The following is a 20,991-nucleotide window of genomic DNA, read 5'->3' as shown; positions in this document are numbered from 1 at the left end:
ACCAAGGACCCGCTGATTAAGAGTCAGCTGCTCTACCAACTGAGCTATGCGTCCACACCGCGGCGGTCGATCACTCGATCGCGTCGGGAGGCGGCCGGTTAGCAGGGGGTTTTGCGGATGTAAACAGCGCGCGCGCAGAAAGTCGCGAAATCAGGAGAAACTCGTGTGCGATCCACGCTGGCCGCGATCGATCGCCATCAGCAACCCCAGGATGATCAGCACCGTCATCACCGCCGATCCGCCATAGGAGACCAGCGGCAGCGGGATGCCGACGACGGGGGCCAAGCCCATCACCATCATCAGATTGACCGCGACGTAGAAGAAGATCGTCGTCGAAAGACCGGCGGCGGCCAGCTTGCCGAAGCGGGTCTCGGCGCGCATCGCGACGCCCAGCCCCCACCAGACCACGGACAGGAAGGCGCAGATCAGCAGCACGCCGCCGACCAGACCCCATTCCTCCGCCATCGTCGCGAACACGAAATCGGTCTGGCCCTCGGGCAGATAGTCGAGATGGCTCTGCGTGCCGTTGAGGAACCCCTTGCCGAACAGACCGCCCGATCCGATCGCGATCTTCGACTGGCTGATATGATAGCCCTTGCCGAGCGGATCGCTCTCGGGGTCCAGGAAGATCAGCACGCGGTTGCGCTGGTAGGCGTGCATCATCGACCAGGCGCCCGCGCCCAGCGGGATGATCGACAGCACGCCGCCGATGAACAGCCTGAGCGGCAGGCCGGCGAGGAACATGACGATGATCCCGCCCGCGACCACCATCGTCGCGGTGCCGAGATCGGGCTGGATCAGGATCAGGGCCGCGGGTACGCCGATCAGCCCGAGCGCGGGCCAGATCGCGTTCCAGCGCCGGATCTCGCCGGCAGGCAGCATGTCGTAGAAGCGCGCTAGCATCAGCACGATCAGCGGCTTCATCAGCTCGGAGGGCTGCAGCCGGATGATGCCGAGGTTGAGCCAGCGCTGGCCGCCTCCCGCTACCTTGCCGATCAGTTCGGTGAACACCAGCGCGATCACCAGGATGACATAGGCGGGCACGACCGCCGAACGGATCTGCGCCTCGCGCAGCCGCGACAGCAGGATCGCGCCGACCAGGAACAGGCAGAAGCGCGCACCCTGGCCAAGCGCCCAGGGCTGCAGATGCCCGCCCGCGGCCGAATAGAGCACGACGAGCCCAAAGCCGGTGATCGCAACGACGGTCAGCAGGATCCGCCAGGGCAGCTGCGCGAGCGGGGCGGGGACGAGCGAGTTGCGGATCATCAGTCGATCGCTCCATTGGCGGGCGCCTGCGCGTTCTCGGGCACTTCGGAGGGCGGCGCGACCGCGGTGGCGGCGGCGACCGGCGGCGGCGTCGCGGCCTTCTCCTGCGCGCTGGTGTCGCCTTCCTCGGTGGTCGGCGGGGGCGCGGCCGCCTTGGCCTGCTCGGCCTGCCAGCGCGCGCGCTCGGCGGTCATCCGCGTCGCGATGTCGCCGCCCCAGCTCGGCTGCATCTTGGCAAGCGTGTCGAGCGCGCGCTGCTTGTCGTAGAGGAATGTGAAGGCGTCGCGCGTCACCCCCGCCGCGAACGTGCCGTGGCCGGCATGTTCCATGATGAAGCCCGCGGCATAGCGCGGCTGCTCGACGGGCGCGAAGGCGATGAACAGGCCGTGGTCGCGCAGCTTCCAGTCGCCGGTGGTGCCGCTGGTGCGGCCGGCGCGGCGATCGGCCTCGCTGATATGGTGGACCTGCGCCGAGCCGGTCTTGCCGCCCATGTCGACGCCGGGCAGCTGGATCCGGGCCGCCGCCGCGGTGCCGCCGGGGCCGACCACCGCGCCCATCGCCTCGTGGACGAAGCGGAGATGCGCGGGATCGATGCCGAGCGGCTCGGGCGGCAGATCGCTCTTGCGGTGGACGAGGCGGGGCACCAGCGCCATCCCGCTGGCGATGCGTGCGGCCATCACCGCGATCTGGAGCGGATTGACCAGCGTATAGCCCTGGCCGATCGCCGAGTTGAGCGTGTCGCTGACCGACCAGGGCTTGTGGTAGCGTTTGAGCTTCCAGGCGGGGTCGGGGACGGTGCCGAAGCGCTGCGACGAGACCGGCAGCGGGAATTTCTCGCCCAGGCCCAGCCGCTTGGCCATCGCGGCGAGCGTGGCGGTGCCGACCCTGCGCGCCATGGTGTAGAAATAGATGTCGCAGCTCTGCTGGATCGCGCGGTGCATGTCGATCGAGCCGTGCCCGCTGTGCTTGTAGCAGTGGAAGGCGCTGTTGCCGACCTTGTAGGTGCCGGTGCACAGGACATGGTCGTCGGGCGAGACGCCGGCCTCGAGCAGCGCCAGTGCGTTCATCGGCTTGACCGTCGAGCCGGCCGGATAGAGGCCCTGCAGCGCCTTGTTGACCAGCGGCAGATGGTCGTCGGCGGCGAGCATGTTCCACTCGTCGTGGGTCACCCCGCGCGAGAAGCTGTTGGGGTCGTAGGCGGGCATCGAGACCATCGCGAGGATGTCGCCGTTGGTCGTGTCGATCACCACGCCCGAGCCCGACTGGTCGCCCATCCGCTCGGCGACATAATCCTGCAGGCCGGCATCGATGGTGAGCTGAAGCGTGCGGCCCGGCGTCTCGGGCTGGGTGGTGAGGTCGCGGACCAGCTTGCCGCGCGCGGTCACTTCGGCGCGCTTGGCGCCGGGCGTGCCGCGCATGTAGAGATCGAAGGTCTTTTCAAGCCCCTGCTTGCCAATCTTGAACCCCGGCGTGATCAGCAGCGGGTTCTTGTCCTTCTTATAGTCGTCGACCGAGGCCGATCCGACATAGCCGACCAGATGCGCGACCGCGGCGCCGGCCGGATAGAGGCGGGAGAAGCCGCGCGCGGGCACGACGCCGGGAAGATCGGGAAGCCGCAAATTGATTGCCGCGAAGCGCTCGTAATCGAGATCCTCGGCGACCTGGACCGGCTGGAAGCCTGCCGCCTTGATCAGATTTTCGCGCAGCTGCTGGACGGCGTCGGGATCGAGGCCGAGGATCTGCTGGAGCAGCGCGATCTCGGCGTCCTTGTCCTGCAGCAGGTCGGGGATGAGATCGACGCGGAAGTCCGAGCGGTTGATCGCGATCGGCTGCCCGTGGCGGTCGACCATCCAGCCGCGGCGCGGCGGGATCATCGTCGAGCGTGCGCGGTTGCTCTCGGCGAGCGCGGCATAGCGGTCCTTCTCGACGACCGTCAGCCACGCCATGCGCCCGGCGAGCATCAGGCCGACGCCGCCCTGCATTGCGCCGAGCGCAAGCGTGCGTCGCGTGAAGGAAAAATTCTGATGCGCCTCGGTGACGAGGCGGGCAGGGCGTTTGGGGCCGCCGAACTTCATGGGCGCGGGCTCAGTCGGAGGCGCGGATCTTGCCGGTCGCCAGCCGCCAGCGATCGAGCAGCGCGCAGAGCCGGCCGATGATCGGGAAGCACAGGATGCTGGTCAGCATCTGCGGCACCACCAGCCGCAGCGGCGCGGCGCCGCCGGTCCAGGTCGCGATCGCCCAGGCGCACAGGATCGCGCCCGCGATCGCGAGCGCGGCGATCAGCCATTCCTGCACATAGTCCCGCCAGAGCAACCTCACTTCGACCAGATCGGCGAGCATCAGGCACGCCGTCCATGTCACCATCCCCGTGCCAAGCGTCTGCCCGGTCAGCAGATCATCGGCAAGGCCGAGCGGCAGGCCGACCCAGGCCGGCCACATCTCCGGCCGGAGCAGACGCCAGCCGAGCAGCATCAGCAGCCCGAACGGCGGCCAGTTGGGCGCCAGCGCGACCGTCGGCAACAGCGCGACCGCCGAGCCGCCCAGCGTCGAGAGCACCGGCACCAGCCGCGCGCGCAGCTCGATCGCACGAGTCGGCGGGGCGGAGCTGCGCGGCGGCGGCATCAGCGCTTGCCAGGGGGCGGCGCGGCCGGGGGGGGCGGCAATCCGGCAAAGGCGGGCTCGACCATCGCGTAATCGAGCTGCGCGGGGTTGGCGAGCGGCCAGGCGACCGCGACGTCGCCCTCCTTGCGCACCACCACTGCGACCGGGACGTCGGGCGGATAGAGGCCGCCGGTCCCCGAGGTCAGCACGATGTCGCCGCGGTCGAACGGATTGCCGCCGGCACCGAGCGGCCGGATCTCGACCGAGCCGTCGCCGCGCCCGGCGGCGAGCGCCGGCATGCCGCCGCGTGCCATCCGCACCGGCACGACGCTGGCATTGTCGGTGATCAGCAACACCCGCGACGCGGTCATCCCGGCCTCGACGACATGGCCGATCAGCCCCTCAGCCGACCGCACCGGCTGGCCCGGCCGCACGCCTTCGTTCGATCCGGCGTTGAGCGTCGCATAGCGACGGCTGCTGACCCCGGTCGAGCCGACGATGCGCGCGACCGCGACCGCAGCGGGGCGGTTGTCGACCAGCTTGAGCATCCGGCGCAGCCGCGCATTTTCGAGCGAGAGGATTCGCGCGGCGACCAGCGCGCGGCGATCGGCATCGAGTTCGCGCGCCATCGCGGCGTTCTTGGATCCCGCGGCGATATAGTTGGTCGTGCCGTCGACCGCGTCGCCGACCCCGCGCACAAGCCCGCGCTCAAGCGAGGAGATCGGCGTCGTGACGTCGAGCGCGGCACCCCACACCATGCCGAACCCCTGCGGGTCGACACGCGCGATGACGATCAGTCCCAGCCCGACGAGGATCCCGGTCACCGCCACCACATAGGAGGCGAACAGCCCGTATTGCGCGCGTCGCGAGAAGCCGGGGCGCCGGTTTCGGGTCGGCGCCTTCATGGCCGAGACGCCCCGCTCAGGCGGTCAGCAACACGCCGCGGTAGATCGGGTCCTCCAGCGCGCGCCCGGTGCCGAGCGCGACGCAGGTGAGCGGATCGTCCGCGATCGTAACGGGGAGGCCGGTCTCGTCGCGCAGCACCTCGTCGATGCCCTGCAGCAGCGCGCCGCCGCCGGTCAGCACGATGCCCTGGTCGACGATGTCCGCGGCGAGTTCGGGGGCGGTGTTCTCGAGCGCGATGCGCACGCCCTCGACGATCGACCCGACCGGCTCGGAGAGCGCGTCGGCGATCTGGCCCTGGTTGATCGTGATCTCCTTGGGCACGCCGTTGACGAGGTCGCGGCCCTTGACGTGGATCGTCTCGCCGATGCCGTCGGCGGGCATCTTGGCGCAGCCGACCTCTTTCTTGATCCGCTCGGCGGTGGCCTCGCCGATCAGCAAATTGTGGTTGCGGCGGACGTAGGAGGCGATCGCCTCGTCCATCTTGTCGCCGCCGACGCGCACCGAGGTGGTGTAGGCGAGCCCGCGCAGCGAGAGCACCGCGACCTCGGTGGTGCCGCCGCCGATGTCGACGACCATCGAGCCGACCGGCTCGGTGACGGGCATGTCGGCGCCGATCGCGGCGGCCATCGGCTCCTCGATCAGGAAGACCTGCGACGCGCCCGCATTGGAGGCGGCGTCGCGGATCGCGCGGCGCTCGACCGAGGTCGAACCCGACGGCACGCAGATCACGATCTCGGGCCAGCGCGGGAAGCGGCGCTGCCCGTGGACCTTGTGGATGAAGTGCTTGATCATCTGCTCGGCGACGTCGATGTCGGCGATGACGCCGTCACGCAAGGGGCGGATCGCCTCGATCGAGCCCGAGGTCTTGCCCATCATCAGCTTGGCGTCGACGCCGACCGCGCGGACCTTGCGCACGCCCTGGATCGTCTCGATCGCGACCACCGACGGCTCGTTGAGCACGATGCCCTTGCCGCGCAGATAGACCAGCGTGTTGGCCGTACCCAGATCGATCGCCATGTCGTGCGACATGAACTTGAAGAATCGCGAAAAGATCATTCGTGCCCGCTCTCGCCGCTTGCCGGACGTCGCCCCACGTTCCGGCGCCCAATATTCGCATTCGCCGCGCCCACCGCCCCCGATAAAGCGGTAGAACCATATCGTTGTGGTCGCGGGATGCCGTCGCTTGGGCTAGGGAGGTTGCTATGTCAATACGCCGCCTGCCAGAGCATCTGATCAACCGCATCGCCGCCGGCGAGGTGGTCGAACGCCCCGCCAGTGCGCTCAAGGAACTGGTCGAGAATGCGATCGACGCAGGGGCGCTGAGGATCGCGGTCGCCTTGCGCGAGGGCGGTCTGGCGGGGATCGAGGTGGCGGACGACGGCTGCGGGATGCGCCCCGCCGAGATCGCGCTCGCGCTTGAACGACACGCCACCTCCAAGCTGCCCGACGATGCGATCGAAGCGGTCGAAACGCTCGGTTTTCGCGGCGAAGCGCTGCCCTCGATCGCGAGCGTCGCGCGGTTGTCGATCGAGAGCCGGGTGCGCGGCGCCGACGGCTGGCGGCGAATCGTCGACAATGGCGTGCTGGTCGAGGAGGGCCCGGCCGCTTTGCCGCCGGGGACGCGGGTCAGGATGGAGGCGCTGTTCGAGCGCGTCCCGGCCCGGCGCAAATTCCTGCGCTCGGCGCGCTCCGAACAGGCCGCCTGCGTCGACGTGGTCAAGCGGCTGGCGATGGCGCGGCCCGATGTCGGCTTCACGATCGAGCATGACGGCCGGCGCGTGCTGTCGGTGCCGCCGGGCGAGAGCCAGCCGGCGCGCGTCGCCGCGCTCACCGACCGCGAGCTTGGCGCCAACAGCATCGTCGTCGATCATCTGCGCGGTGAGGTGCGGCTCGAGGGCGTGGCGGGGCTGCCGACCTTCCACCGCGGCGTCGCCGATCATCAGTTCCTGTTCGTCAACGGCCGCCCGGTGCGCGACCGCGTGCTGGTCGGCGCGGTGCGCGCGGCCTATCAGGATCTGCTCGCGCGCGACCGGCATCCGGTGGTGGCGCTGTTCATCACGCTTCCCGGCAGCGAGGTCGACGTCAACGTCCACCCCGCCAAGACCGAGGTGCGCTTCCGCGAGCCGTCGCTGGTGCGCGGGCTGATCGTCGGCGGCCTGCGCGCCGCGCTCGACGGCGCCGGGCATCGCAGCGTCCAGCGCCCGTCGGCGGCGGCGCTCGGCCAGTGGCAGAGCGAGCCGATGGGGATGGGCGACGCCGGTGTCGCGACGCTGCCGCTGCCCGTTGCGGACCGTGACTATGGGGCGCGCCAATATGGCGTGTGGGATGCGCGCCCGTCCTGGCGTCCCGAGGCGCCCGCGCCGCAGGGCCGCGCCGAGGTCGCCGCGCTCGCGACACCGTCGGCGGTGGCGCATCCGCTCGGCATCGCGCGCGGGCAGGTCGCCGCCACCTATATCGTGGCGGAAGCCGAGGACGGGCTGGTGCTGGTCGACCAGCACGCCGCGCACGAACGGCTGGTGCTCGAACGCATGCGGCGCGCGATGGCGCTGGGGGGTGTCGCGGCGCAGGCGCTCCTGCTCCCCGAGGTGGTCGAGCTCGACGAGAGCGGCTGCGACCGGCTCGAGCCGCGCATCGACGAGCTCGCCGCGATGGGGCTCGAGCTCGAGCGCTTCGGCCGCCAAGCGATGCTGGTCCGCGCGGTCCCGGCGATGCTCGGGCGCACCGACGTGCGCGGGCTGGTGATCGACCTCGCCGACGAGATCGCTGCCTATGACGAGGCGCTCAGTCTCAAGGAGAAATTGGACGCGGTGGCGGGGACGATGGCGTGCCACGGCTCGGTGCGCGCGGGGCGGGTGCTGTCGGTCGCCGAGATGAACGCGCTGCTCCGCGAGATGGAGGTGACCCCCCATTCGGGCCAGTGCAACCATGGCCGGCCGACCTGGGTGAAGCTCGGGCATGGCGACATCGAGAAACTGTTCGGGCGGAAGTGAGCGGGGGCGGCCGTCGCGGCGGACGGCCGCTTGACGAAGTTGACAGCGTGACGGGAAAAATGGCCTGTTTCCCGACGCTGCCGAGGGGGCGCCTCGATCGTCGCGTCGAGGTGGATCGGCAATGAGAATCAGCCGCCGGCCGCGCCGACCGTCCCTGCCTGCCAAAGAAAATCCTACAAGGGAAGAGGTCTTGTTCGCTTTTTGTTCGAACGGGTTTGCGATTCCGCGATATAGGGCGCAACACAGGCGGACGCGGACGCGGGCGCTCGGGTCGGGTCGGACGGTGAGGCGGCGACGATCAAAGCTGTGCTTTACCCATGCTCTACCCGGCCTGACGGATGCAGAAGCGGATCGTAGGGGATCGCCCATGTGACGTCATTGCGCGCGTAGCGAAGCAACCAGCTGCGGGATCTGGATTGCCCTGGCGCGCCACGCCTCGCCATGACGGCTGTGGTACGGCAGGATTCGCCCATACGCGGACATTGGATTTTATCGTCACCCCGGCCTTGAGCCGGGGGCCAGCTGCCCTGATCAAAGGGGTGAAGAAGCGGGACCCCGGGTCGAGCCCGGGGTGACGGGATCAGAGAATGTCCGCTTCCCACCACAACCCGTCATTCCCGCGAAGGCGGGAATTCAGAGGCGCAGCGCCTCAATGGCGAATGACGCGTCTATGGATCCCGGATCAAGTCCGGGATGACGAACAAGAGGAATGGCGGCTCTCCACCACACGCCGTCATTCCCGCGAAGGCGGGAATCCATACTCGCAGCGCCTCAATAGCGGATGCCGCGTCTATGGATCCCGGATCACGTCCGGGATGACGAAGAAGAGGAATGGCGGCTCGCCACTCAAATTCCGTCATCCTGACGAAGGTCAGGATCCAGATACGCGGCGCCCGATATGGCAACGCCGCGCGTCTGGATCCCGAACCGGGTTCGGGATGACGAAAGAAGCGACCGGGCGCCGACCTGCGAACACCGACGTGCCGCAGGTCCCGCTAGGGTCACGGCGTCTGGGGACCGCGCCTGGTCTGGCTCAGCCTGCCATCGCGTCGGGCGCGCGTCGGCCGCGCTTGACCATCAGCTTGTTGAGCGCGTTCACATAGGCGCGCACGCTTGCCACCATCGTGTCGTGATGCGCGCCCGTCCCGCGCGTGGTGCGGCCATCCTCGGCGAGCACCACCGAGACCTCGGCCTGCGCGTCGGTGCCGCCGGTGACGGCATGGACCTCGTAGCGCTCCATCGCCGAGGCGTCGTGCGGCACGAGCTCGCGGATTGCGTTGAACAGCGCGTCGACGGGGCCGTTGCCGCGCGTGGCCGCGGTCTTCTCGACGCCGTCGATCTCGAGCGTGAGGATCGCGCGCGCAGGACCCGTGCCGCAATGGATCTCGACGTCGCGGACCTGGATGCTGTCGTGGCCGCGCACCACTTCGTCGTCGACCAGCGCGACGATATCCTCGTCGAACACCGCCTTCTTGGCGTCGGCGAGCGCCTTGAAGCGCACGAACGCGTCCTGGAAGGCGTTGTCGCCGAGCTCATAGCCCAGCGTCTCGAGCTTGGCGCGAAAGGCGGCGCGGCCCGAATGCTTGCCCATGACGAGGTTGGAGGTCGATACGCCGACGCTCTCGGGGGTCATGATCTCGTAGGTCGACGAGTCCTTGAGCATGCCGTCCTGGTGGATGCCGCTTTCATGCGCGAAGGCGTTGGCGCCGACGATCGCCTTGTTGGGCTGGACCTGGAAGCCGGTCACCGCCGAGACGAGGCGCGACGAGCGCGTGATCTCGGTCGAGACGATGTTGGTGCGATAGGGCATGACGTCGCCGCGCACCTTGATCGCCATCGCAATCTCCTCGACCGCGGCGTTGCCGGCGCGCTCGCCGATGCCGTTGATCGTCGATTCGACCTGGCGCGCGCCCGCCATCACCGCCGCCAGCGTGTTGGCGACGCCGAGTCCCAGGTCGTTGTGGCAATGCGTCGAGAACAGCGCCTTGTCGGCATTGGGGACGCGCGCGATCATGTCGCGGAACAGCGCGCCATAGGTTTCCGGCGTGGCATAGCCGACAGTGTCGGGCAGGTTGATCGTCGTCGCGCCCGCGTCGATCGCGGTCTCGATCGCGCGCGCCAGGAAATCGGGCTCGGAGCGCGTCGCGTCCTCGGCGGACCATTCGACGTCCTCGCACAGATTGCGCGCGCGGCCGACGGTGCGCGCGATCGCGGCCATCACCTCGTCGGGGGTCTTGTTGAGCTTGACGCGCATGTGCAGCGGCGATGTCGCGATGAAGGTGTGGATGCGCGGGCGGCGGGCGTGCTTGACCGCTTCCCAGGCGCGATCGATGTCGCCGTCGCTGGCGCGCGCGAGGCTGGCGATGATCGCGCGGTCGGCATGGCGCGCGACCTCGCGCACCGCCTCGAAATCGCCCTCCGAGGCGATCGCGAAGCCGGCCTCGATCACGTCGACGCCCATCGCTTCCAGCTGCGCGGCGATCTTGAGCTTCTCCTCGAGATTCATCGAGCAGCCGGGCGATTGCTCGCCGTCGCGCAAGGTGGTGTCGAAGATCAGGATGGTGGTGTCGGTCATGGTGGCACTCCGCGCCCGAGCGCGCTTGAAGCTGGTCGGGCAGATTCCGGTTCGTCTTGAAGCCCGTCTGCCGGGCGGCGATCATCCCTTAGGCGGCGGCGCGGACCGTGGCCCACGCGCAAGCGACGCGCCTAAGGGCGCGTAAGTCGAAGCAGGGGAAGGCGAAGCGCCGGCGTCATCTGCGCAACGATGCGATAGTCGCCGTGCGAAGTCCAGCAATTTCCTGTGGACGATCGCCGTTAACAGCGTGGCAATCGATTCGGCCTACGACGAGCATATTGTTTTGCTTGGAGTCTTTTCGGCGATGATCCGGCTAACCTACATCAGTACGGCACGCGGAAATCTCGACGCTGTCGCCACGTCCGATCTGCTGGCGGCGTCGCAGCGCAACAACCGCCGCGTCGGGCTGACCGGCCTGCTGCTGTTCGACGGCGTGCGCTTCTTGCAGGCGCTCGAGGGCGATGAGGCGCCGCTGCTCGCCACCTTCGCGCGGATCAAGGCCGATCCGCGCCACCGCGCCTGCGTCGAGCTCGGCCGCGCCGAGGTCGAGACCCGCGGCTTCGGCGACTGGGATATGGCGTGGCAGCGCGTCGATGCCGGCGTTTCGCGCGAGACGCTGGTCGAGACCGTCGACCGGCTCGTGGCGCAGGTGCCCGATGCGAACACCCGCGCCCTGTTCATGAGCTTCGCGCGGATCGATCGCCACGCGGCCTGATCGGGTCTTCGCGCCCGATCACTTCTTCTCGAAGGCGGCGGCGATCGTCACTTCGACGCGGTCCGAGACGACGGGCACATATTTGGTCACGCCGAACTGGCTGCGCGCGATCGAGAGCCGGCCGTCGAAGCCAATGGTCGTCGCCTTGTTCATGGGATTGGCGCCCGCGCCGTGGAAATGGACGTGCAGCTGCGCCGGCCGGGTGACGCCATGCAGCGTCAGATTGCCGTCGACCATCGCGAGGCCGTTCGGGCCGGGCGTCACCTTGGTCGAGACGAAGGTCGCGGTCGGGTAGCGGCTCGAGTCGAGCCAGTCGGCCGAATTGAGCTCCTCGTCGAGCTTGGCGCTGGTGGTGTGGATCGAGGCGATCGGCAGCGTCACTGACAGCTGCGTCGCGGTCAGCTTGGCGGGATCGAGCGTCAGCGTGCCCGACGCCTGCGACAGGAAGCCCCGGAAGATCGAGAAGCCGAAATGATCGACCGCGAAGATCACCTGCGTGTGGTTGGGCTCGATCGCATAATTGCCGGCGACGACCTTGCTGGTGTCGGGCGCGGGCATCGGCATCGGCCCCTGCGCGACAGCGCTGGTGGCGAGAAGGGCGGCGGCGAGGAAGGGCAGGGGACGCATCGACAAAGCTCCATGATCGTGTCGCGGCATCCCTAGCGGGGGAGGCGGCGCGCAGGATAGCGGGAATATGCCGATGCGACTGTTCGAGGAAGTTGGGAAGATAGGAGCGGCGTCGGCGCTGATGACGGCTCCCCACCTTCCGTCATTCCCGCGAAGGCGGGAATCCATAGACGCTGCGCCTGACCGTCAGGCGTCGCGTCTATGTATCCCGGATCAGGTCCGGGATGACGACAGGGGGTTAGCGGACGGTCCTTCCTAACGAAGGTAAGGACGAAGCCTCAGTTCTTGTCCTTGTCGACCAGCTTGCCCGCGCCGATCCACGGCATCATCGCGCGCAGCTTGGTGCCGACCTGCTCGATCGGGTGGGCGGCGGCCTGCTTGCGCGCGGCCTTGAGCTCGGGCTGGCCGGCGCGGTTGTCGAGCACGAAATTCTTGACGAAGCGGCCGCCCTGGATGTCGGCGAGCACGCGCTTCATCTCCGCCTTGGTCTCGCTCGTGATGATCCGCGGACCGGTGGTGATGTCGCCATATTCGGCGGTGTTCGAGATCGAATAGCGCATGTTGGCGATGCCGCCCTCATACATCAGGTCGACGATCAGCTTCACCTCGTGGAGGCATTCGAAATAGGCCATTTCCGGCGCATAGCCCGCCTCGGTCAGCGTCTCGAAGCCCGCCTGGATGAGGTGGGTGAGGCCGCCGCAGAGCACCGCCTGCTCGCCGAACAGATCGGTCTCGCATTCCTCGCGGAAGCTCGTCTCGATCACGCCCGAGCGTCCGCCGCCGATCGCCGAGGCGTAGGAAAGCGCGACGTCATGCGCATTGCCGCTGGCGTCCTGATGGATCGCGATCAGGCAGGGCACGCCGCCGCCGCGGACATATTCGGAGCGCACGGTGTGGCCGGGGCCCTTGGGCGCGATCATGAACACGTCGATGTCGGCCTTGGGCTCGATCAGCCCGAAATGGACGTTGAGGCCATGCGCAAAAGCGATCGCGGTGCCGGGGCGGATATTGGGGGCGATGTCGTCGGCGTAGATCCCGGCCTGCAGTTCGTCGGGCGCGAGGATCATGATGATGTCGGCCCAGGCCGCGGCCTCGGCGGTGGTCATCACCTTGAAGCCGGCGCCTTCGGCCTTCTGGGCGGTCGCCGAACCGGCGCGCAGCGCGATCACGACCTCGCCGACGCCGCTGTCGCGCAGATTCTGGGCATGGGCATGGCCCTGGCTGCCATAGCCGACGATCGCGACCTTCTTGGACTTGATCAGCCCGGCATCGGCATCGGAATCATAATAGACGCGCATTCTTGTGTCCCTTTCTCGAATCTTCTGGCCGTCATGCTGAACTTGTTTCAGCATCCCGCCTGCCCGATGCGATCAGGCTTGGGGCGGGCGAGACCCTGAAACAAGTTCAGGGTGACGAGGTTTGCTAGGATGTCTCAGGCGGCCTCTCGTCCGCGCGACAGCGCCGCGATGCCGGTGCGCGCGACCTCGACCAGGCCGACCTCGCGCATCAGCTCGCAGAATTTGTCGATCTTCTCCGGGTTTCCCGTGACTTCGAACACGAAGCTCGCAATCGTCGAGTCCACCACGCGGGCGCGATAGACCTCGGCGAGGCGCAGCGCCTCGATGCGGTGATCGCCCGTGCCCGCGACCTTGACCAAAGCCAGCTCGCGCTCGACATGCGGCCCGAGATCGGTGAGGTCGGTGACGCGGTGCACCGGGATCAGCCGGTCGAGCTGCGCGATGATCTGGTCGATCACCGCGGGCGGCCCGTAGGTCACGATCGTGATCCGGCTGACCGCATGGTCCTCGGTGATGTCGGCGACGGTCAGCGACGAGATGTTGTAGCCGCGCGCGGTGAACATGCCCGCGATCCGCGCGAGGATGCCCGCCTCATTGTCGACGACGATCGACAGCGTGTGGCGCTCGGCGGCCTGTTCGGTCATCTGCATATGTCTCAACCCTTGTCGTGCGCGAGCAGGACGTTGCCGACCATGCCGAAATGCCAATAGGCGCGGCCGTCCGGCTCGTGCCGCGGATAGCTGATGTTGACCGCCGTGAAACCGAAGCCTTCGAGCACCTTGGACACCGTTTCTCCCGCATAGCGCGAGGATATCTTGATCTTGTCGAAGTCCTCGTCGCCGATCGTGGCGACGTGGTCGAGATGGACCACCCAGTCGGAGAAGGCGGGCGAGTCCTGCGCGGTCCAGCCCTCGAGGTCGGCGACGCCGCCGTTGCGCCGCTCGAAGTCGAACGGCTCGGCGATGTGGACGACCAGACGCGTGCGCGGCACGTTAGTTCGCCCGTTCGTCATTCCCGCGAAGGCGGGAATCCATACGCCGCGAGCTTGCTCCAGAAGTAGCGACGGCCGCGTCTATGGATCCCCGCCTGCGCGGGGATGACGGGGTGGGTGGGGCAAGGATGCGCATCAGACCAGCGCCTTCGCCTCGTCGCTCGCCTCGCCGATCACTTCCTCCGCGTGGAGGATCATCTCGGTGTGCGCGGCGCCGCTCGGGATCATCGGGAAGCAGTTGGCAAGCTGGGCGACGCGGCAGTCGACCATCACCGGCCCTTCTGCGGCGAGCATCGCGGCGATGCCGTCGTCGAGGTCCCCGGGCTGCTCGATCCGCATTCCTGTCCAGCCATAGGCCTCGGCCAGCTTGACGAAATCGGGCAGCGCCTCGCTATAGCTCTCCGAATAGCGGGATGCGTAGATCAGCTCCTGCCACTGCCGCACCATCCCCATATATTGATTGTTGAGGATGAAGATCTTGATCGGCAGGCGATATTGCGTCGCGGTCGACATCTCCTGGATGTTCATCATCACCGAGGCGTCGCCCGAGATGCCGATCACCAGGCGCCCCGGATAGGCGACCTGCGCGCCGATCGAGGCGGGCAGGCCGTAGCCCATCGTGCCGAGACCGCCCGAGGTCAGCCAGCGATTGGGCGCGTCGAAGCCGAAATGCTGCGCGGCCCACATCTGATGCTGGCCGACTTCCGTCGTGATCACCGGATCGAGATGGCGGGTCAGCTCGTACAGCCGCTTGACCGCCTGCTGCGGCATGATCTCATGGTCCGAGGCGGGGAAGGACAGCGACTTGCGCGCGCGCCAGCCGGCGATCCGGCTCTGCCATTCGGCGGTGTCCGCGGCCCGATGGCCACAGGCCTTCCACGCGGTGATCATGTCGGTGATCGCCGAGCCGACGTCGGCGACGATGCCGAGATCGACGCGGACATTCTTGTTGATCGACGAGCGATCGATGTCGACATGCACCTTCTTCGACAGCGGCGAGAAGGCGTCGAGCCGCCCGGTCACGCGATCGTCGAAGCGTGCGCCCAGGCAGAGGATCAGGTCGGCCTGGTTCATCGCCATATTGGCTTCGTAGGTGCCGTGCATCCCGAGCATGCCGAGCCACGCGTCGCCGGTTGCCGGATAGGCGCCGAGCCCCATCAGCGTCGAGGTGACCGGCGCGCCGGTCAGCGCCTGCAATTCGCGCAAGGCTTCGGAGGCCGCCGGCCCGGCATTGATGATGCCGCCGCCGGTGTAGAGGATCGGGCGCTCGGCGGCCGCCAGCATCGCCACCGCCTCTGCGATCTGCGCGGCGTCCGCCTTGGTCTGCGGGCGATAGGTTTTGTGCTGGAGCGGTGCGGTCGGCTTCTCGTAGCGCGCCGAGGCGATCTGCACGTCCTTGGGCAGATCGATCACGACCGGGCCGGGGCGGCCCGAGGTCGCGATGTGGAACGCCTCGTGGACGATCGCACCCAGCCGCGCCGGATCCTGCACCAGATAATTATGCTTGGTGCAATGACGCGTGATGCCGACCGTGTCCGCCTCCTGGAAGGCATCGGTGCCGATCAGCTGGGTGGGGACCTGGCCGGTTATGACGACGATCGGGATCGAATCCATCAGCGCGTCGGCGAGGCCGGTGACGACGTTGGTGGCGCCCGGCCCCGAGGTGACGAGCACCACGCCGGGCTTGCCGGTCGAGCGCGCATAGCCCTCGGCGGCGTGCGCCGCGCCGCCTTCCTGGCGGACGAGGATGTGGCGGATCTTACCCTGCTTGAAGATCGCGTCGTAGATCGGGAGCACCGCGCCGCCGGGATAGCCGAACACGACCTCAACGCCGAGATCGGTCAGGGCTTCCACCAATATGTCCGCGCCGCTCTTTTCGCTGGTCATCACGCTCGCCTTCGTTCCGATTCCGCGCGCCTAGCAGCTTCTGCGGAGCGGCGCAGCTAGTCGTAACAAACTAGCGTGTCAATCCTGTTCCCAGCAATAAACTATCAACTATGCCACCGAAATCGTCATAAGGTTGCGAAAGTCGGGGCCAATCCGCCGGTGGCTGGTGCCGGAACCAGGTGCGCTGCCGCTTGGCATAGCGTCGGCTGGCCGCCTGCGCGCGCGTGATCATGGCGTCGCGTGCCAGCGTGCCCGCACGCCACGCGGCAATCTCGGCGACGCCGATCGCGCGCATCGCGGGAAGTGCTGGGTCGAGGCCGCGCGCGACGAGCGCGTCGACCTCCTCGACCGCACCCTGGTCGAGCATCGCCGTGAAGCGCGCGTCGATCCGCGCGGCGAGCCAGGCGGCATCGGGGATCAGCAGCGCCGGCGTCAGGCGCACCGTATCGGCGATCCCGCCGACGCATTCGGTCTGCCAGTCGGCGAGCGGGCGGCCGGTCGCGCGGACCACCTCGAGCGCGCGCAGGATGCGGCTGGTGTCGCTCGCGCGCAGGCGCCGTGCGGCGGCGGGATCGGCCCGTTCGAGCGCCGCATAGGCATGGTCGGTCGGAAGGCTGCGGACGTCGGCGCGAACCGCAGGGTCGATCTCGGGGACGGGCGCGATGCCGTCGAGCAGCGTGCGAATGTAGAGGCCGGTGCCGCCGACCAGGATCGGCGTGCCGCCCGCCGCGTGGACCGCGGCGATCGCTGTCTTGGCCTCCGCCGCCCAGGCCGCGGCATTGTGCGCGACCGCGGCGTCGACATGGCCGAACAGCCGGTGCGGCGCGCGCGCCTCCTCGGGGGGCGAGGGACGGGCGCTGAGCACGCGCAGGTCGGCATAGACCTGGCTGGCATCGGCGTTGACGATCGTCCCGCCGATCCGCTCTGCGAGCAACAGGGCGAGCGCGCTCTTGCCGCTCGCGGTCGGCCCTGCGATGAGCGCGAGCGGCGGAAGATCGGGAGTTCTCATGTTCACAGCGACGCTGATAGCAGCGGGACGGCTAGCGCGCGGCGATATTTCGCGCGCGATCGATGCGCTCGCTGAGGCCGGCTGCCGCCCCGCGCAGGGCGCGTGGCTCGACGAGGGCGACGCTGCCGACATCGTCTTTGCGGCAGAGCCCGAGGCCGCGCGTGCAGCGCTCGGAGGGGCTGCGGGGATCGACGTGGTCGTCCAGCCCTCGCTCGACCGCGCGAAAAAGCTGCTCGTCGCCGACATGGATTCGACGATGATCACGGTCGAATGCATCGACGAGCTCGCCGACTATGCCGGGATCAAGGCCGAGATCGCCGCGGTCACCGAGGCGGCGATGCGCGGCGAGCTCGATTTCGCGGCGGCGCTCGACGCGCGCGTCGCGCTGCTGCGCGATCTCGCCGCGTCGGCGATCGATCGCTGCCGCGCGGAGCGGGTACGGCTGATGCCGGGGGCCAGGCTGCTGGTCCGCACGATGACGGCGCATGGCGCACGCGCGGTGCTGGTGTCGGGCGGCTTCACCGTCTTCGCCGAGCCGGTCGCCGCCGAGATCGGCTTCGACGTCGCGATCGCCAATAGTCTGGGGATCGTCGGCGGCAGGCTCGACGGCACCGTCGGCCGGCCGATCGTCGACGCCGCGACCAAGCTCCGGACGATCGACGCCGAGCGGATCGCGCTCGGGCTCGAGGTCGCGGAGACGCTGGCGGTGGGCGACGGCGCCAACGACATTCCGATGATCCAGGCGGCGGGGCTGGGCGTCGCCTACCACGCCAAGCCCAAGACCGCGGCGGCGGCGGCGGCGCGGATCGACCATAGCGACCTCACCGCCTTGCTGTGGGCGCAGGGCTATGCGCGGGCGAGCTGGGTCGACGCTTAGGATCCGTCCGCTGTTCGATATGCCGGTATCGCGAAGGGTGCTGCGGGTCAGTCCGCCTGGCTCATGTCCGCGGTGATCGCGGCCAGCGCGAAGGCGACTGCGGTTTCGCTGCGGTCGAAGGCGAGGCGCAGGCCTTCGCGGTCCTCGCCGATCACCTCGCCCGCGATCGTGCCGGCCTGCGGATGGCGTAGCTGCACCCTCGTGCCCGCGGCGAGCCGCACCGACGTCTCGATCCAGGCGCCGGCTCCCGACACCTCGCGCAGCGCGACCGGCATCGGCCGGTCGGCGAGCAGCAGGCACAGCGGCCGCCGTCCGGCGGGACGCACCCCCTCGGTCCTGGCGAGCCATAGTCGCGATGCCATTCTACCCCCCTGGTATGTCGGGGTGCGATCCTAGCGCGGCAAGCGCGAAGGAAGCGTTAAGCGCGGGCAAGGGTATCGGTACGACCTGAAATCGGGCGCACGACGCAGGGTTGCGCGGCGCGCGATCCCCCTATGACGCGAAACCCCGGATCACGTCCGGGGTGGCGGGCGTGCGCTCGGCTAGGGGGCGACCGGGAAGCAGGCGGCGCCCGCCGACTTGGCCGCCGCGCATGCCTTTTCGGCCGCCGCCTTGTCGCCCAGCGGGCCGGCGCGCAGACGGACGACGGCGCCCGCCTTCTGGTAGCTCGGCGCGAGGCCACCGAGCTTGGCCGACAGCTTGTGCCAGGCGGTAGCGGCACCGTCCTGCGAGCCATAGGCGCCGAGCTGAACCTGCCATCGGCCGCCGGACGTCGCCGCGATCCTGGGCTCGGCCTTGGCAGGTGCGGAGCTGTCCGCGATCACCGGCTTGGCCGCCGCCGGCTTCGGGCCTGGCTTGGCGATCGCGACGGGCGCGGGGGCGTGGCTCTTGAGCGGCTTGCTGGGCAATGCGGACAGGTCGCTCGGCGCATCGGCGGCGGGGCCGACCGCGACGTCATTGCCCGCGGTCACGATGTGCCGGCCGGTCGGCGGCACCGGCTGGCTCGCCATCTGCGTCGCCATCTGCATCCCCTTCTGGCGATCGTCGGCGCTCATATATTGGTCCATCTGCGACAGGCTCGTCGTCGCCTGCGGCAGGCCGGCCGCCGCCGCGCGCGTCATCAGCGCATAGGCCTTGGGCCAGTCGCGCGGCGCGAGGTCGCCGTTGAACAGCGCGGTGCCGTAGACATATTGCGCGCGCGGGTCGCCCGCCGCACTCGCCTTGGCGATCCACGGCATCGCCGATTTGCGGTCGCCGTCCTGGAACAGCAGCAGGCCGTAATTGGCGGCGCCCTGGATATGGCCGGCCTGCGCGGCCTTGCCGTACCAGCTCTTGGCCTGGCCGAGGTCGGACGGCACGCCGCGGCCGAGCTTATACGCCTGGGCGAGATTGAACGCGGCGTCGCCGTCGCCGGCCTGCGCCAGCGGACGCCAGATCGCGACCGCGGTCGCATAGTCGCCACGCTGCCAGGCATCGACGCCGTCCTTGACCACCGACGCCGCCGCCGGCGCCACGATCGCGACCGTCATCACCGCCCAACCCAAACCGCTCCGCATTCCTGTCCTCCGCCGCAAATCACCTGCGCGCGCCGAGCGATAGCACGCGACTATCGACGACGTTAACTCGATCTTAGCCACCGCCATGGGATTTGGTGATCGATTATCGGGGGCAAAGGGCACAGCATGCGCGTACTGGCATTGGCATCGCAGAAAGGCGGATCCGGCAAGACCACGCTGTCGGGTCATCTCGCCGTCCAGGCACAGCGTGCCGGGGCAGGACCCGTCGTGCTGATCGACATCGATCCGCAGGGCTCGCTCGCCGACTGGTGGAACGAGCGCGAGGCGGAGATGCCGTCGTTCGCGCAGACCACGGTCGCCAGGCTCGCCGCCGATCTCGAGGTGCTCCGCCAGCAGGGCTTCAAGCTTGCGATCATCGACACGCCGCCGGCGATCACGATGGCGATCCAGAGCGTCATCCAGGTTGCCGAGCTGATCGTCATCCCGACGCGCCCGTCCCCGCACGATCTGCGCGCGGTCGGCGCCACCGTCGACCTGTGCGAGCGCTCGGGGAAGCCTTTGCTGTTCGTCGTCAACGGCGCCACCCCCAAGGCGCGGATCACGCACGAGGCGGCGATCGCGCTGTCGCAGCACGGCACCGTCGCGCCGATCACGATCCACCACCGCACCGACTTCGCCGCCTCGATGATCGACGGCCGCACGGTGATGGAGGTCGACCCCAAGGGCCGCTCCGCCAACGAGGTCGTCGAGCTGTGGACCTATATCTGGGACCGGCTCGAGAAGAATTTCCGCCGTACCATCTTCACCGCGCCGGCCGCCGGCCCCGCGATGGTCGCACCCCGTGCCTCCGGCAGCTTCGGCCGCCGGGTCGTCCAGTAAGGATCGGGTGATGCGCGACAACAAGGCTTTTGCTTCGCTTTCCTCGGGCTTGCTCGCGCGCAAGGGACAGGCCCGTCCCGCGATGCGTCCGCAGGGTTTTTCGCCGAACCCGGTGCCGACCGACGATCTCGGCTGGAACGACATGGGGCATGACGTGCCCCGGATCGCCGGCGCGACGCTGCCCGCCGGGCTCGCCGACGGCACCGCGCCGCCCCGCGCCGTCCTGCCCGAGGTGCTGCGCCAGCAGGACGAGATCGCCCGCGAGTTCGAGCTGGCGCCAGCGCCCGACGAGGCCGCGCCGATCGTGCCCGCTCCGGCCGATGTCGTGCCCGATGCGCCGTCGGCGGACGCGCCGCCGATCGTGACCCATCTGGTCGCGCCCGCACCGGCCGAGGCGCCCGTCGCCGACACGGCCGACGCCGCGCCCGCGCCCAAGGTACGGGTCCGCAAGCCGTCCGGCCGCACGGCGGCGCTCGCAGCAATCCGCACCGACCAGCGCAAGGCGGCCTTCACGCTGCGGCTCGACGCCGACCGTCACCTCCTCCTTCGCCTCGCCTGCGTGGTCCAGAACCGCTCCGCGCAGCAGATCGTCACCGAGGCCCTCGATCGCCTGCTCGCCGACATGCCCGACCTGACAAAATTGGCGGCGAGTCTGCCGCCGCACCGCTGAACCGTAGGACATCGCCATGAAGCACAGCACGCTCAGCCGGATCGCGACCTTGTCGCTGGCGCTCGGCCTCTCGACGGTCGCCTGCACCCCGGGCGGGCAGGGCGGCCATCCCGCATCGCTCGCCGACCAGTCGCCCAAGACGGCGGACAAGCTCGCGCAGCGCGCCGCCGCGCAGGCGCGGGT

General features: G+C 68.9%; 19 protein-coding genes. 5 read left to right on the top strand and 14 right to left on the bottom strand.

The genetic code is table 11. The features are described from left to right. Window positions 1–150: 150 nt before the first annotated feature. Genes rodA through Q0326_RS02435 form a run of 5 tightly spaced genes read right to left on the bottom strand, consistent with a single transcriptional unit; the run spans window position 151 to window position 5,829 of the window. Entirely contained in the window at window positions 151–1,266 is a 1,116-nt protein-coding gene (rodA, locus tag Q0326_RS02455) for a rod shape-determining protein RodA (protein WP_298686722.1), read from the bottom strand. Further along, a complete protein-coding gene (gene mrdA / locus Q0326_RS02450; protein ID WP_298686720.1) occupies window positions 1,266–3,341 on the bottom strand; it encodes a penicillin-binding protein 2 in 2,076 nt (691 codons plus the stop codon). Before mrdA ends, rodA begins: the two co-directional genes overlap by 1 nt. Window positions 3,342–3,351: 10 nt before the next feature. Further along, complete coding sequence (locus tag Q0326_RS02445; protein WP_298686718.1) at window positions 3,352–3,888, bottom strand: rod shape-determining protein MreD; 537 nt, start codon at window positions 3,886–3,888, stop codon at window positions 3,352–3,354. Further along, complete coding sequence (gene mreC / locus Q0326_RS02440; RefSeq protein WP_298686716.1) at window positions 3,888–4,772, bottom strand: rod shape-determining protein MreC; 885 nt, start codon at window positions 4,770–4,772, stop codon at window positions 3,888–3,890. Before mreC ends, Q0326_RS02445 begins: the two co-directional genes overlap by 1 nt. A 16-nt stretch (window positions 4,773–4,788) precedes the next feature. Beyond that, a complete protein-coding gene (locus Q0326_RS02435) occupies window positions 4,789–5,829 on the bottom strand; it encodes a rod shape-determining protein (RefSeq protein ID WP_298686714.1) in 1,041 nt (346 codons plus the stop codon). Window positions 5,830–5,975: 146 nt separating this feature from the next. On the opposite strand from Q0326_RS02435, the gene mutL reads away from it, so the two are divergent. After that, complete coding sequence (gene mutL, locus Q0326_RS02430) at window positions 5,976–7,763, top strand: DNA mismatch repair endonuclease MutL (RefSeq protein WP_298686712.1); 1,788 nt, start codon at window positions 5,976–5,978, stop codon at window positions 7,761–7,763. 1,033 nt (window positions 7,764–8,796) lie between these two features. Here mutL and Q0326_RS02425 read toward each other — a convergent pair. Next, window positions 8,797–10,338 (bottom strand): 2-isopropylmalate synthase, encoded by a 1,542-nt coding sequence (locus Q0326_RS02425; RefSeq protein WP_298686710.1) that lies wholly within the window; start codon window positions 10,336–10,338, stop codon window positions 8,797–8,799. A 304-nt stretch (window positions 10,339–10,642) separates the two neighbouring features. Here Q0326_RS02425 and Q0326_RS02420 point away from each other — a divergent pair, with 304 nt between their 5' ends. After that, window positions 10,643–11,053 carry a BLUF domain-containing protein gene (locus Q0326_RS02420; protein ID WP_298686708.1) on the top strand — a complete coding sequence of 137 codons (411 nt, stop codon included), beginning with the start codon at window positions 10,643–10,645 and terminating at the stop codon, window positions 11,051–11,053. Between the two features lie 18 nt (window positions 11,054–11,071). Here Q0326_RS02420 and Q0326_RS02415 read toward each other — a convergent pair whose 3' ends face one another. The 6 genes from Q0326_RS02415 to miaA form a co-directional block, all read right to left on the bottom strand. Next, on the bottom strand, window positions 11,072–11,680 hold the full coding sequence (locus Q0326_RS02415) for a YceI family protein (protein WP_298686704.1): 609 nt from the start codon (window positions 11,678–11,680) through the stop codon (window positions 11,072–11,074). Between the two features lie 278 nt (window positions 11,681–11,958). Further along, entirely contained in the window at window positions 11,959–12,978 is a 1,020-nt protein-coding gene (ilvC, locus tag Q0326_RS02410; protein ID WP_298686702.1) for a ketol-acid reductoisomerase, read from the bottom strand. 134 nt (window positions 12,979–13,112) lie between these two features. Beyond that, a complete protein-coding gene (gene ilvN / locus Q0326_RS02405; RefSeq protein WP_298686700.1) occupies window positions 13,113–13,628 on the bottom strand; it encodes an acetolactate synthase small subunit in 516 nt (171 codons plus the stop codon). 5 nt (window positions 13,629–13,633) lie between these two features. After that, on the bottom strand, window positions 13,634–13,969 hold the full coding sequence (locus tag Q0326_RS02400; protein ID WP_298686698.1) for a hypothetical protein: 336 nt from the start codon (window positions 13,967–13,969) through the stop codon (window positions 13,634–13,636). A gap of 135 nt (window positions 13,970–14,104) precedes the next feature. After that, entirely contained in the window at window positions 14,105–15,856 is a 1,752-nt protein-coding gene (locus Q0326_RS02395; RefSeq protein ID WP_298686696.1) for an acetolactate synthase 3 large subunit, read from the bottom strand. Window positions 15,857–15,926: 70 nt separating this feature from the next. After that, window positions 15,927–16,865, bottom strand: a complete 939-nt coding sequence (gene miaA, locus Q0326_RS02390) for a tRNA (adenosine(37)-N6)-dimethylallyltransferase MiaA (RefSeq protein ID WP_298686694.1) — start codon at window positions 16,863–16,865, stop codon at window positions 15,927–15,929. On the opposite strand from miaA, the gene serB reads away from it, so the two are divergent. Beyond that, entirely contained in the window at window positions 16,864–17,742 is an 879-nt protein-coding gene (serB, locus tag Q0326_RS02385; RefSeq protein ID WP_298686692.1) for a phosphoserine phosphatase SerB, read from the top strand. The genes miaA and serB overlap by 2 nt on opposite strands. A gap of 47 nt (window positions 17,743–17,789) precedes the next feature. On the opposite strand, the gene Q0326_RS02380 is transcribed toward serB, so the two are convergent. Beyond that, entirely contained in the window at window positions 17,790–18,104 is a 315-nt protein-coding gene (locus Q0326_RS02380) for a hypothetical protein (protein ID WP_298686690.1), read from the bottom strand. A gap of 180 nt (window positions 18,105–18,284) precedes the next feature. After that, window positions 18,285–19,298 carry an SPOR domain-containing protein gene (locus Q0326_RS02375; protein WP_298686688.1) on the bottom strand — a complete coding sequence of 338 codons (1,014 nt, stop codon included), beginning with the start codon at window positions 19,296–19,298 and terminating at the stop codon, window positions 18,285–18,287. 126 nt (window positions 19,299–19,424) lie between these two features. Here Q0326_RS02375 and Q0326_RS02370 point away from each other — a divergent pair, with 126 nt between their 5' ends. After that, the gene (locus Q0326_RS02370; RefSeq protein ID WP_298686686.1) at window positions 19,425–20,138 is read left to right on the top strand and encodes a ParA family protein; all 714 of its coding nucleotides are present in this window, start codon (window positions 19,425–19,427) and stop codon (window positions 20,136–20,138) included. Window positions 20,139–20,148: 10 nt separating this feature from the next. Beyond that, a complete protein-coding gene (locus Q0326_RS02365; protein WP_298686684.1) occupies window positions 20,149–20,808 on the top strand; it encodes a hypothetical protein in 660 nt (219 codons plus the stop codon). Window positions 20,809–20,991 lie beyond the last annotated feature (183 nt).

The organism is uncultured Sphingomonas sp. (assembly GCF_937859915.1).
In the GTDB taxonomy this organism is placed as follows: Bacteria; Pseudomonadota; Alphaproteobacteria; order Sphingomonadales; family Sphingomonadaceae; genus Solisphingomonas.
The sequence above is the reverse complement of the archived record's forward strand: the minus strand, read 5'-3'. Positions and strand labels throughout refer to the sequence as shown.

Excerpts from the sequence above, each read along its gene's own strand:
- rodA (WP_298686722.1), bottom strand. The coding sequence starts at position 1,266 with ATGATCCGCAACTCGCTCGTCCCCGCCCCGCTCGCGCAGCTGCCCTGG.
- mrdA (WP_298686720.1), bottom strand. The coding sequence starts at position 3,341 with ATGAAGTTCGGCGGCCCCAAACGCCCTGCCCGCCTCGTCACCGAGGCG.
- Q0326_RS02445 (WP_298686718.1), bottom strand. The coding sequence starts at position 3,888 with ATGCCGCCGCCGCGCAGCTCCGCCCCGCCGACTCGTGCGATCGAGCTG.
- mreC (WP_298686716.1), bottom strand. The coding sequence starts at position 4,772 with ATGAAGGCGCCGACCCGAAACCGGCGCCCCGGCTTCTCGCGACGCGCG.
- Q0326_RS02435 (WP_298686714.1), bottom strand. The coding sequence starts at position 5,829 with ATGATCTTTTCGCGATTCTTCAAGTTCATGTCGCACGACATGGCGATC.
- mutL (WP_298686712.1), top strand. The coding sequence starts at position 5,976 with ATGTCAATACGCCGCCTGCCAGAGCATCTGATCAACCGCATCGCCGCC.
- Q0326_RS02425 (WP_298686710.1), bottom strand. The coding sequence starts at position 10,338 with ATGACCGACACCACCATCCTGATCTTCGACACCACCTTGCGCGACGGC.
- Q0326_RS02420 (WP_298686708.1), top strand. The coding sequence starts at position 10,643 with ATGATCCGGCTAACCTACATCAGTACGGCACGCGGAAATCTCGACGCT.
- Q0326_RS02415 (WP_298686704.1), bottom strand. The coding sequence starts at position 11,680 with ATGCGTCCCCTGCCCTTCCTCGCCGCCGCCCTTCTCGCCACCAGCGCT.
- ilvC (WP_298686702.1), bottom strand. The coding sequence starts at position 12,978 with ATGCGCGTCTATTATGATTCCGATGCCGATGCCGGGCTGATCAAGTCC.
- ilvN (WP_298686700.1), bottom strand. The coding sequence starts at position 13,628 with ATGCAGATGACCGAACAGGCCGCCGAGCGCCACACGCTGTCGATCGTC.
- Q0326_RS02395 (WP_298686696.1), bottom strand. The coding sequence starts at position 15,856 with ATGACCAGCGAAAAGAGCGGCGCGGACATATTGGTGGAAGCCCTGACC.
- serB (WP_298686692.1), top strand. The coding sequence starts at position 16,864 with ATGTTCACAGCGACGCTGATAGCAGCGGGACGGCTAGCGCGCGGCGAT.
- miaA (WP_298686694.1), bottom strand. The coding sequence starts at position 16,865 with ATGAGAACTCCCGATCTTCCGCCGCTCGCGCTCATCGCAGGGCCGACC.
- Q0326_RS02380 (WP_298686690.1), bottom strand. The coding sequence starts at position 18,104 with ATGGCATCGCGACTATGGCTCGCCAGGACCGAGGGGGTGCGTCCCGCC.
- Q0326_RS02375 (WP_298686688.1), bottom strand. The coding sequence starts at position 19,298 with ATGCGGAGCGGTTTGGGTTGGGCGGTGATGACGGTCGCGATCGTGGCG.
- Q0326_RS02370 (WP_298686686.1), top strand. The coding sequence starts at position 19,425 with ATGCGCGTACTGGCATTGGCATCGCAGAAAGGCGGATCCGGCAAGACC.
- Q0326_RS02365 (WP_298686684.1), top strand. The coding sequence starts at position 20,149 with ATGCGCGACAACAAGGCTTTTGCTTCGCTTTCCTCGGGCTTGCTCGCG.